11 protein-coding genes are annotated in these 11377 nt (G+C 70.2%); 4 read left to right on the top strand and 7 right to left on the bottom strand.

Annotated elements, in window-relative coordinates:
• The 5 genes from NQ160_RS10955 to NQ160_RS10935 form a co-directional block, all read right to left on the bottom strand.
• Positions 1–1487, bottom strand: a 1487-nt coding sequence (locus NQ160_RS10955; RefSeq protein WP_257515274.1) for a sensor histidine kinase, incomplete at its 3' end; no start/stop codon positions are given.
• A gap of 18 nt (positions 1488–1505) precedes the next feature.
• Complete coding sequence (gene kdpC / locus NQ160_RS10950; protein WP_257515273.1) at positions 1506–2114, bottom strand: K(+)-transporting ATPase subunit C; 609 nt, start codon at positions 2112–2114, stop codon at positions 1506–1508.
• A 22-nt stretch (positions 2115–2136) separates the two neighbouring features.
• Entirely contained in the window at positions 2137–4284 is a 2148-nt protein-coding gene (kdpB, locus tag NQ160_RS10945; RefSeq protein ID WP_257515275.1) for a potassium-transporting ATPase subunit KdpB, read from the bottom strand.
• Positions 4285–4286: 2 nt separating this feature from the next.
• Complete coding sequence (gene kdpA / locus NQ160_RS10940) at positions 4287–5960, bottom strand: potassium-transporting ATPase subunit KdpA (RefSeq protein ID WP_257515272.1); 1674 nt, start codon at positions 5958–5960, stop codon at positions 4287–4289.
• A complete protein-coding gene (locus NQ160_RS10935) occupies positions 5960–6049 on the bottom strand; it encodes a potassium-transporting ATPase subunit F (protein ID WP_257495481.1) in 90 nt (29 codons plus the stop codon). Before NQ160_RS10935 ends, kdpA begins: the two co-directional genes overlap by 1 nt.
• Positions 6050–6384: 335 nt before the next feature.
• On the opposite strand from NQ160_RS10935, the gene NQ160_RS10930 reads away from it, so the two are divergent.
• Positions 6385–6585 (top strand): hypothetical protein, encoded by a 201-nt coding sequence (locus NQ160_RS10930; RefSeq protein WP_257495480.1) that lies wholly within the window; start codon positions 6385–6387, stop codon positions 6583–6585.
• 360 nt (positions 6586–6945) lie between these two features.
• Entirely contained in the window at positions 6946–7515 is a 570-nt protein-coding gene (locus NQ160_RS10925) for a DUF2510 domain-containing protein (protein ID WP_257515271.1), read from the top strand.
• 19 nt (positions 7516–7534) lie between these two features.
• On the opposite strand, the gene NQ160_RS10920 is transcribed toward NQ160_RS10925, so the two are convergent.
• Positions 7535–8893 carry a D-alanyl-D-alanine carboxypeptidase family protein gene (locus tag NQ160_RS10920; RefSeq protein WP_257515270.1) on the bottom strand — a complete coding sequence of 453 codons (1359 nt, stop codon included), beginning with the start codon at positions 8891–8893 and terminating at the stop codon, positions 7535–7537.
• 142 nt (positions 8894–9035) lie between these two features.
• On the opposite strand from NQ160_RS10920, the gene NQ160_RS10915 reads away from it, so the two are divergent.
• Both NQ160_RS10915 and NQ160_RS10910 read left to right on the top strand, forming a co-directional pair.
• The gene (locus NQ160_RS10915; RefSeq protein ID WP_257515269.1) at positions 9036–10634 is read left to right on the top strand and encodes a sodium-dependent transporter; all 1599 of its coding nucleotides are present in this window, start codon (positions 9036–9038) and stop codon (positions 10632–10634) included.
• Complete coding sequence (locus NQ160_RS10910) at positions 10631–10756, top strand: methionine/alanine import family NSS transporter small subunit (protein ID WP_257515268.1); 126 nt, start codon at positions 10631–10633, stop codon at positions 10754–10756. The genes NQ160_RS10915 and NQ160_RS10910 overlap by 4 nt, the downstream gene beginning before the upstream one ends.
• Before the next feature lie 3 nt (positions 10757–10759).
• Here NQ160_RS10910 and NQ160_RS10905 read toward each other — a convergent pair whose 3' ends face one another.
• Positions 10760–11341 carry an isochorismatase family protein gene (locus NQ160_RS10905; protein WP_257515267.1) on the bottom strand — a complete coding sequence of 194 codons (582 nt, stop codon included), beginning with the start codon at positions 11339–11341 and terminating at the stop codon, positions 10760–10762.
• Between the last annotated feature and the right edge of the window lie 36 nt (positions 11342–11377).

Genomic DNA, 11377 nt, shown 5'->3' with positions numbered 1-11377 from the left:
ATGAGCTCCGATTCCGCGGCCGAGCGCCGCGCGGCCCGGGTGTAGCGGGCGGCGCGATCCACGATGAAGCTCACGAGGCTCGCGATGACGACGTAGAGCACCAGCGCCAGCAGGTGGTGGCCCTCGTGGATGTGCACCGTGTACAGCGGCTCGATGAAGAGGAAGTCGAGGGTGATACCGGACAGCACTGCGGCGAAGAGGGCCGGCCACAGCCCGCCCACCAGCGCCACGATGACGACGAGCAGCTGGAAGCTCAGCACGTCGGTCGTGATGGAGTCGACGCTGCGGAAGAGCGACAAGAGGGCGCTGAGGATCGGCCCGCCCACGAGCGCGACGACGAAGCCGAGGATGCGGCGCTTCGCCGTGAGCGCGCCGGTCAGGGGCGGGAGCATGGGGCTGCGGCCGGCGGCCGCGTGATTGACCATGTGCACGTCGATGTCGCCGGACTCGCGCACCACCGTCGCGCCGATGCCCGGGCCCGTGAGCAGGGCAGCGAGCCGGCCGCGCCGGCTCGCGCCGAGCACGAGCTGGGTGGCGTTGACCGAGCGGGCGAACTCGACCAGGGCGGTCGGGATGTCCTCCCCCACCACCTGGTGGTAGGTGCCGTTGAGCTTCTCCACCAGCGCGCGCTGTTCGGCGAGCGCGGCGGGGCTCCCCGTCCGCAGCCCGTCCTGGCTGGTGACGTGCACCGCGATCAACTCGCCGCCGGCCGAACGGGCGGCGATGCGGGCGCCGCGGCGCAGCAGCGTCTCGCCCTCCGGCCCGCCGGTGAGCGCGACCACCACGCGCTCCCGCGCCTCCCACCGGCTGTCGATGCCCTGCGCCTGGCGGTACCCCTGCAACGCCTGGTCGACCTCGTCGGCCAGCCAGAGGAGGGCGAGTTCCCGGAGTGCGGTCAGGTTGCCGAGACGGAAGTAGTTCGACAGCGCGGCGTCGATGCGCTCGGCGGGGTACACCGCGCCGACGGCGAGCCGGTCGCGCAGCGCCTGCGGGGCAAGATCGACGACCTCGATCTGGTCGGCGCTGCGCAGGAAGCTGTCGGGGATGGTCTCGCGCTGCGGCACCCCCGTGATCTGCTCGACCACGTCGTTCAGCGATTCGATGTGCTGGATGTTCAGCGTCGAGATGACGTCGATCCCCGCGGCCAGCAGCTCCTCCACGTCTTGCCAGCGTTTGCCGTTGCGGGATCCGGGGGCATTGGTGTGAGCGAGCTCGTCGACCAGGGCGACCTGCGGCATCCGCTGCAGCACGGCATCGAGGTCCATCTCCTCGAGGGCGACCCCGCGGTGCGAGACGCGGGCGCGCGGCACGACGGGGATGCCCTCGGCCATCGCGGCGGTCGCGGCGCGCCCGTGGGTCTCGACGATGCCGATGACGACGTCCCGGCCCTCGGCCCGCAGGCGCCGGCCCTCTTCGAGCATCGTGACCGTCTTGCCCACGCCCGGGGCGGCCCCCAGCAGCACCCGCAGCCGCCCGCGTCTGGTCATGGTCGTCCTTCTCACTCGTCATCGTTGGTCAAGGGCAACGTTAAGCTCCAGCACGTTCACGGTGGCGTCACCGAGGTACCCGAGTCGCGGTCCCTGCGTGTGAGCCTGCACCAGTGCGCGCACGTCGGCGGCGGGGATGCCGCGCTCCGCGGCCACACGATCGATCTGAATCTCGGCGTACGCGGGGCTGATGTGGGGGTCAAGACCCGACGACGACGCAGTGACGGCGTCTGCCGGAACGTCGTCGGGGGCGACGCCGTTGAACTCGGCTACCTGAGCGCGGCGATCGGCGATCGCGGCGACGAGGTCGTCGTTCTCGGGGCCGAGGTTCGACCCCGACGACGCCCCGGCGTCGTAGCCGTCGCCGGCGGCGGAGGGCCGGGACTGGAAGTACTGCGGCAGCGGGGCGCCCTCGGCATCGGTGAAGGCCTGCCCGATGAGCGACGACCCGACGGTCTCGCCCCCGCTGTCGGTGAGGAGCGAGCCGTTCGCCTGGGCGGGCAGCGCAAGCTGACCGACGAGGGTGAGCACGACGGTGTAGCCGAAGCCGAGCAGCACGGTGAAGAGCGCCATGGCGCGCACAGCGACACCGACGGTGCGGGCGGTGCTGCGGGTGGAGGTGTTCATGTGAGTGTGTTTCCTCTGAGGGTCAGAAGCCGGGGATGAGGCGCACGACGAGGTCGATGAGCCAGATGCCGATGAAGGGGGCGATGATGCCGCCGAGCCCGTAGACGGCGAGGTTGCGCCCCAGCGTCTGCGACGCCCCGCCGGGGCGGTAGGCCACGCCGCGCAGGGCGAGCGGGATGAGGAAGACGATCACGATCGCGTTGAAGATGATCGCCGAGAGCACCGCGGATGCCGGCGAGTGCAGCCCCATGATGTTCAGCGCCGCCAACTGCGGGAAGACGCCGAGGAACATCGCCGGGATGATCGCGAAGTACTTGGCGATGTCATTGGCGATGGAGAACGTCGTCAGCGCGCCGCGAGTGATCAGCAGCTGCTTGCCGATGCGCACGATGTCGATGAGCTTCGACGGGTCGGAGTCGAGGTCGACCATGTTGCCGGCCTCTTTCGCCGCCGACGTGCCCGAGTTCATCGCGACGCCCACATCGGCCTGCGCGAGCGCCGGGGCGTCGTTGGTGCCGTCCCCCGTCATCGCGACGAGCCGCCCGCCCTGCTGCTCGGCGCGGATGTACGCGAGCTTGTCTTCGGGGGTCGCCTCGGCCAGGAAGTCGTCGACCCCCGCCTCGGCCGCGATCGCCGCCGCCGTCAGCGGGTTGTCACCGGTGATCATGACCGTGCGGATGCCCATGGAGCGCAGCTCGGCGAACTTCGCCGGCAGCCCCTCCTTGACCACGTCCTTCAGGTGCACGACGCCGAGCAGGCGCGAGCCGGCATCCGGGGTGCTCGTGGCGACCACGAGCGGGGTGCCGCCGGTCTGCGAGATCCGCTCGACGGCGGCCGTCATCTCGGCGAGGTCGGCTGCGGTGGGCGCCTGCCCCTCGGCCTCGAGCCAGGACACGATCGCCGAGGCGGCGCCCTTGCGGATGCGGGTGCCGTCGGGGGTGTCCAGGCCCGACATGCGGGTCTGCGCGGTGAACGGCACGATGTCGCCCGGCGCCGTCGTGCCGACGTCGATGCCCTTCGCCCGTGCCAGCTCGACGATCGACGCCCCCTCGGGCGTGGGGTCGGCCAGCGACGACAGCGCCGCGGTGCGGATGAGCTCGGGCGCCGGCACGTCGCCGACCGGCAGGAACGCGCTCGCCCGGCGGTTGCCGTAGGTGATGGTGCCGGTCTTGTCGAGCAGCAGGGTGGTCACGTCGCCGGCCGCTTCGACCGCCCGGCCCGACATCGCGAGCACGTTGCGCTGCACGAGACGGTCCATGCCGGCGATGCCGATGGCGCTCAGGAGCGCGCCGATCGTGGTCGGGATGAGGCAGACCAGCAGCGACACCAGCACCGGCACGCTCACCGGGGCGGCGGCATAAGACGCGATCGGGTTCAGGGTGAGCGCGACGACGACGAACATGATCGACAAGCCCGCCAGCAGAATGCTGAGCGCGATCTCGTTCGGCGTCTTCTGGCGGGCGGCGCCCTCGACCAGGGCGATCATGCGGTCGACGAATGTCTCACCGGGCTTGGAGGTGATCTTCACCACGATGCGGTCCGACAGCACGCGGGTGCCGCCGGTGACGGCCGAGCGGTCGCCGCCGGACTCCCGCACGACCGGGGCGGACTCCCCCGTGATCGCGGATTCGTCGACCGAGGCGATGCCCCACACGATGTCGCCGTCACCGGGGATGAGCTCGGGAGGCGAGACCACCACGACGTCGCCGAGACGCAGATCGGCCGAGGCGACATCGGTCGTGCCGGACCGCTCGGCCGCGGGATCGGTGAGCGGATCGTAGGCATCCACCCGCCGCGCCGTCGTATTGGTGCGGGTCTTGCGCAGGCTCTCGGCCTGCGCCTTGCCGCGCCCCTCGGCGACCGATTCGGCGAGGTTCGCGAACAGCACGGTCAGCCACAGCCAGACGGCGATCGCCCACGTGAACGACCACGGCACCGGGGTGCCACCCGAGGGCGCCGGTCCCCCGATGAACGGCTCCGCGATGGCCAGCAGGGTGGTGAGCGCGGCGCCGACCCACACCAGGAACATCACCGGGTTGTGCCACTGCAGGCGCGGGTCGAGCTTTCGGAACGCGCCCGGCACGGCGGCGCGCACCTGCGCCGGCGAGAATCCGCGCTGCGGTGCAGGCGTCGGCGCAGTGTCGGGACGCGCGGTGGTCAATGTGGACATCATCAGATCAGCCCTTCCGCCAGGGGACCCAGCGCGAGAACGGGAAAGAAGGTGAGTGCCGTCACGAGAACGGTGACGGTGCTGAGCAGCCCGACGAACAGCGGGCGGTGGGTGGGGAGCGTTCCGGCGGTCGTCGGCACGGAGTCCTGCGCCGCGAGCGAGCCGGCCAGGGCGAGCACGAAGACGATCGGCACGAATCGGCCGAGCAGGATCACGACCCCCAGGGCCGTGTTCAGCCACGGGGTGTTGGCGGTGAGTCCGGCGAACGCCGACCCGTTGTTGTTCGCGGCGGAGGTGAAGGCGTAGAGCACTTCGCTCATGCCGTGGATGCCGGCGTTCCAGATCGACGTGGATGCCACCTCTTCGCGGATACCGGGGAGGGCGAAGCTCAGCGCGGTGCCGGTGAGCACGAGGGTCGGCATGACGAGGATCGTGAGGGCGGCGAGCTTGATCTCGCGCGGCCCGATCTTCTTGCCGAGGTACTCGGGGGTGCGGCCGATCAGCAGACCGGCGATGAACACGCCGATGATCGCGAGCACGAGGATCGCGTAGAGCCCCGACCCCACTCCGCCCGGAGAGACCTCGCCGAGCATCATATTGAGCATCGGCATCATGCCGCCGAGCGCCGTGTACGAGTCGTGCATGGAGTTGACCGCGCCGGTGGAGGTGCCGGTGCTCGTGGTGGCGAAGAGCGTCGAGCCGATGATGCCGAAGCGCTGCTCCTTGCCCTCCATCGCCGCCCCCGCCAGTTGCGGCGCGGTGCCGTTGCCGGCGGTCTCGAACGCGGTCAGCAGCGCGAACGATGCCAGATACAGCGTCGCCATCACGCCGAGGATCGCGTACCCCTGGCGGTTGTCGCCGACCATGCGGCCGAACGTGCGCGGCAGCGCGAACGGTATGACGAGCATGAGGAGCGCCTCGAAGGCGTTGGTCCACGCGTTCGGGTTCTCGAACGGATGCGACGAGTTCGCGTTGAAGAACCCGCCGCCGTTGGTGCCGAGCAGCTTGATGGCCTCCTGCGAGGCCACAGGGCCGCCGGGGATCGACTGCGTCGCGCCGGTGAGCGTGGTGACGTCGGTGAAACCGTTGACGTTCTGCACCACCCCGCCGATCAGCAGCACGACCGCGGCGAGCGCGGCGATCGGCAGCAGGATGCGCAGGGTGCCGCGGGTGAGGTCCACCCAGAAGTTGCCGAGCGTGCCCGACCGGCGTGCCGCGAAGCCGCGCACCAGGGCGATCGCGACCGCCATGCCGACGCCCGCGGAGACGAAGTTCTGCACCACGAGGCCCAGCGCCTGCACGGTGTAGCCGAGGGTGAGCTCGGGCGAGTACGACTGCCAGTTCGTGTTGCCGACGAACGACGCCGCGGTGTTGAACGACAGGTGCTCGCTGGGCGCCGGCAACCCGAGGGAGTACGGCATCCACTGCTGCAGCCGCTGCAGGCCGTAGACGATGAGCAGGCCGACGGCCGAGAAGGCCAGCACCGCGCGCAGATACGCCGGCCAGGTCTGCTCGGCCTTCGCGTCGATGCCGATGACACGGTAGACGCCGGACTCGACCCTGGTGTCCTTCGGCGAGGTGTAGACCCAGGCCATGTAGTCGCCGAAGGGGCGGTAGAGCAGGCCGAGGACGACGGCGACGGTGGCGAGCGACAGCAGCGCCGGCACCCACGCCATCAGAACCGCTCCGGTTTCACGAGGGCGAACACGAGGTACACGATCGCCGCGACACCGAGGATGCCGGCGAGCAGCTGGAACACGATCACAGCTTCTCCACCGCCTTCCCCAGCAGTCCGACGACGACGAACAGGGCGATCGTGCCCAGCACGTAGACGAGGTCAAGCACAGCAGGCTCCATCTGAAGGACGGCGTCAGCGCACACGCTGATCGCACGCCCTCATTCGCGGGCGCAGTGCGATCCAACTCCTGCCGGCACGCCCCGATGCCCGTCCTCACGCAACCCATACGGGGGTGCCGCGGATCCTTACGGTTCCCTCACGCCGCGGTCCTTCTTTGCCTGGCCACGGCGCCCCTGTGCCACGGATCGGGTGGGCCTGGCAACCCCTTGGGGGCGCGGCATCCGCCGTCGCATCATGGGGCCATGAGCGATCGAGATGACATCAAGCAGCCCCTTGACCATCTTCCGCCGGCCGACGAGCGGGACAAGGCGATCGAGGTCGAAGAGCCCGAGTACCCCGACACCGGCCACGCGGACACCGCCGACGTCACGCCGGCGACGGCGGCGGAGCCGGGCAAGCCCAACCGGCACGGCGTCGACAAGCTGCCGCCGACCGGGCGCTGACGCCCGCGCATTTCGGCGCGGCGCCGCGGTGGCTGGTTTCCGGCCGCCGCGGCGTTCGTGCATCTGCGGGGGTGTCCGAAATGCGGAGATCCTCCCGAATGAGGACCGAAGCGCGGCATCCGCCCTCGTTTCGGCAGATCCCCTCATTTCGGCAAAGTTTGGAGCTTGCCGGCGCGGTGGCTGGGTTCCGGCCGCCGCGGCGTTCGCGCGTCTGCGGGGCGGCCGAAATGCGGAGATCGTCCCGAATGAGGACCGAAGCGCGGCATCCGCCCTCGTTTCGGCAGATCCCCTCATTTCGGCAAAGCCTGCTGCGCGAAATCCGGGGGTGGCTGAGACGACCGCAGTGGCTACGATCTGCGCATGGGGAACGCGGAAGCGGGATGGTACGACGACGGGGCGGGCTACCAGCGCTGGTGGGACGGCAACGCGTGGACCGACGACTACGCCGACATGAGCGGAGCCACCGTCGAGCTGCACACCTCGAACCCCGCCGCCCACAGGCAGCCGATGGGCTGGTACGACGACGGGCGGGGCCGCCTGCGCTGGTGGGATGGGGATGCCTGGACCCAGCGTGCGCAGTACTTGGCGGAGCCCCACACATTCTCGGGAATCACCGTCGCGGGCGAGTGGATCTTCTACGGCGACCTCAGCCAGCCCATCGCCGGCGTGGTGGCATCGTTCGAAACGGCCGGCGAGATCGGCGAGCGATCCACTCTGACTCGCGCGGCGGCAGGCGGACTGCTCTTCGGCCCGGTGGGGATGATCACGGGCGCCATGCTGCGCAAGAAGGTCGATCGCCGGGAGTTCTACCTGTCGATCGACGGCCCTGAGCAGTTCTGGGTGGCACCGGTCAGCCCCGCGTTCGGGCTTCAGGCCCGCCAGTTCGTCGCGTGGGTGAACAGCGTCTCGCGTCACCACCTGCGTAAGTAGCCCGCGGCTCGTCTACCCGCTAGCCGAGTTCGCCCGGGTTCGTCAGGCGCCACCACGACGTCGGCGGCGTGATGGCGCCGTCGAACTCGACCGGGACGGTCACGGTGTGCGGACCCGCGGTCCACGTGGCGCTGCCGATCACCTCGCCGTCCTCCCAGGTCGTGGGGGTCGAGGTCTGCATCGTCGTGAGGATGGGCGTGTCCGACCAGACCAGCAGCGAGGCCTCCTCCCCCAGGACTATGCGCGCGGCGCCGCCCCACGGGGTCGAGAAGGAACCCACCTGCTGGCCGCGGCGCGCGACGGTCACCTCGGTGAACCCGCCCGCGATGCTCTCGAGCAGGGTGGGCACGCTGTGGTTGACGGCGGCGCGCGAACTGGCGCCGAGGAGGACGCCCACGATGTCGAGGGGCGCGCCGATGCCGACGTCGAGGCGCGCGGTGTAGAGCAGGTTGCTGCCGCCGGGGTCGAGGGTGCCGGTCTTCAGTCCAGTGATGCCGCTCTGGCCGAGCAGGGAGTTGGTGTTGTTCATCCATCCCGGTCCGGGGAGCGACAGCCCTCTCGTCGCGGCGATCTCGGCGACGGCCGGGTGCGCCGCCGCGATGCGGCCGAGGGCGATCATGTCGCCCGGCGTACTCGTGTTGCGCGGGTCGATGCCGGTCGGCTCGACGATCGTGGTCTGCGTCAGCCCGTTCACCGCGAGCCAGTCCCGCGCCGCCCGCAGGAATGCGCCCTGCGACCCGAACGCCCAGCCGGCGACGGCCTCGGCGTAGTTGCACGCCGACGGGATCAGCATCGTCGCGAGCGCGTCGTGCAGCGACATCGAGCTGCCGATCGGCATGGCGGCGATGGTCGCGCCCATCACGTAGTACTTGTCGTAGAGCGCGTGGTCGGCACGGTCGAAGGTCAGGGTGGGTCCGGGGTCTGTGGCATCCGCCAGAGGATAGGCGTCGAGCACGACCAGCGCGGTGATCAGCTTCGTGATGCTGGCCATGGGGCGGGGCTCTTCGGTGCCGGTGGTCGCCCAGATGCTGCCGTCCTCGGTGCCCAGGTAGTCGGCGGCGCCCGAGATGGCGATGGCCGACGCGCCCTCAGGCGGCAGCGCGATGTCGGCCGCAGGCGGTGCGGCGACCTCGGGGACCTGCGTGGCGGCGACCGGTTCGGCGAGGGGTGCGGTCAGCGCCCAGCCGCTGTAGCCGCCGCCGCCCGCCAGCATGAGGACAAGCACCACCGCGGTCACCCACAGCCGCCGGCGCCGCCGTGTGCGGCGGGCATCCGGATCGATCTCCCGTCCGGAACGGCGACCGGCGAACTCCTGCTCATGGCGGATCAGCTCGTTGAAGTCGTCGAGCGCGTCTGCGTGCGGCTGCTCTGTCGTCACTGCGGACCCCCATCCGATGCCTTCATCATGCACCACGGGGCATACACCGCTGTCTCGCCCGCAGCCGGGTGCCGTGCGCAACCGCATGACGCGGCAGGTCGCCCGGGGTGCGTCGCGGCATCCGAACTTTTAGAATCCCGGGATGAGCGCCACCCCACCTGTGCACCGTGAGACCTGGAGCGGCCGCAGCGCCTTCATCATCGCCGCGGTGTCTTCGGCGATCGGCCTCGGAAACATCTGGCGGTTCCCCGGCGTCGCGTACGAGAACGGCGGCGGCGCGTTCCTGCTGCCCTACCTCATCGCGTTCGTCACGGCGGGCCTACCCATCCTGTTCCTCGACTACGCCATCGGCCACCGCTACCGCGCGTCGGCTCCGCTGGCATTCCGGCGCATCAACCGCCGATTCGAGCCGCTCGGCTGGTGGCAGGTCGGGCTCTGCTACGTCATCTGCATCTACTACGCCGTCGTCATCGCCTGGGCACTCGCCTACGCCGTCTACGCCGTCACCCTGGCGTGGGGTGAGGATGCCGTCGGCTTCTTCCTCGCCGAGCACCTGCGGCGGCCCGCGACCGTCGGCTTCACGTTCGACTTCGCACCCGCCGTGCTCATCCCGCTCGTGCTGGTGTGGCTGACGGCGGTAGTGGCCCTGGCCCTCGGCATCCGCCGGGGTATCGACCGGGTCAACCGCGTCACCCTGCCGCTGCTGGCAGTGAGCTTCACCGCGATCGTCGTCTACGCCCTGTTCCTCCCCGGCGCCGTCGACGGGCTCAACGCCTTCTTCACCCCCAGCTGGGCGGCCCTGGCCGACCCGGCCGTGTGGATCGCGGCCTACGGGCACATCTTCTTCTCGTTCTCCATCGCCTTCGGCATCATGCTGACCTACTCGTCGTATCTGCGTCGTAAGAGCGACCTCACCGGGTCGGGCCTGGTGGTGGCGTTCTCGAACACGAGCTTCGAGCTGCTGGCCGGCATCGGCGTGTTCGCCACCCTCGGCTTTCTCGCGTCGGCGCAGGGCAGCACCATCGACGAGCTGGAGAGCATTCAGGGCGTGGGGCTGGCGTTCATGACCTACCCGACACTGCTGTCGCAGATGCCCGGCGGGCAGATCATCGGGGTGCTCTTCTTCGTCGCCCTGGTGCTCGCCGGGTTCAGCTCGCTGCTGTCGATCCTGCAGGTGCAGTCCTCGGCGGTGCAGGACAAGACCGGGTGGAGCACGCGGCGAGCGGGCGTCGCCCTGGGCATCGCCACCGCCGTGCCGTCGATCCTGCTGTTCGCCACGACGAGCGGCCTGTACACCCTCGACGTGGTCGACGCCTTCGTGAACAACATCGGCGTGGTGCTGTCGGCGATCCTCACCCTCCTGCTCGTGGTCATCGTTGGCCGCAAGGGGCCGGAGCTCGCCCGCCACCTCAATGCGGTGTCGTCGTTGCGGGTGGGTCCGCTCTGGCGCGTCATGGTGACGGTGGTGACGCCGGTGATCCTCACCGTCATCCTCGTCACCGGCGCGTACGGATACATCGTCGACGGCTACGGCGGCCTGCCCACCTGGTTCCTGGGGGTCGCCGGATGGGGCGTGCTGGCCGTGCTGGCCGTGCTCAGCGGGGTGCTGAGCCTCGGCACCTACCGGCGCCAGGGCGCGCTGACGACCGAGCCGGATGACACCGAGCAGCTCGCCCGAGAGGTGCAGGCCGACAGGCAGCGCGCGCTCCAGCAGCGCGACGAGAGAAAGGCCAGCCGATGACCCCGACCGCGATCACCTTCCTCATCCTGTCGATGGGGGTGCTGTGGGGCGGGCTGGCGTGGAGCCTGCTACGGCTGCGCAACCATCCCGAGACAATCGACGACGAGCCGCCCTCGACCTGAGGCTCAGGCTCCCGACTCGGCCAGTTCGGCGCCGGCGTGGGCCAATTCGGCCAGCGCGGCGTCGCTGGTGGCGGGGGCGACACCGGCGACCAGGTCGGTCAGCACCCGCACGCGCAGGCCGTGGTCGATGGCATCCAATGCCGAGGCGCGCACGCAGTAGTCCGTCGCGATGCCGACGACATCGGCGTCGAGGATGCCACGCTCGGTCAGCAGGTCCGCCACGGTGTCGCCGTCATCGGTCGTGCCCTCGAACAGCGAGTACGCCGGGGCACCCTGCCCCTTCTTCACGTGGTGGGTGACGGCATCGGTGACCAGGCCGGGGTCGTACTCGGCACCTTCGGTGCCGGCTACGCAGTGCACCGGCCAGGTGTCGACGAAGTCGGGCTCGCCGGCGGCGAAGTGTCCGCCGTTGTCACCGTCGGCGTCGTGCCAGTCGCGCGAGGCGACGATCAGTGCGTACTGATCTGCGGAGGCGGCCAGGTGCCGGCTGATCGCGGCCGCGACCGCGTCACCCCCGGCGACCCCGAGCGCCCCACCCTCGGTGAAGTCGTTCTGCACGTCGACGATGAACAGCGCCTTACTCATGCGCCGAGCCTACGCCGACCGGTCGCGTACCGGCGC

The sequence above is a fragment of the Microbacterium sp. zg.Y909 genome (genome assembly GCF_024626565.1).
This window is presented reverse-complemented; position numbering and strand designations above follow the sequence as displayed.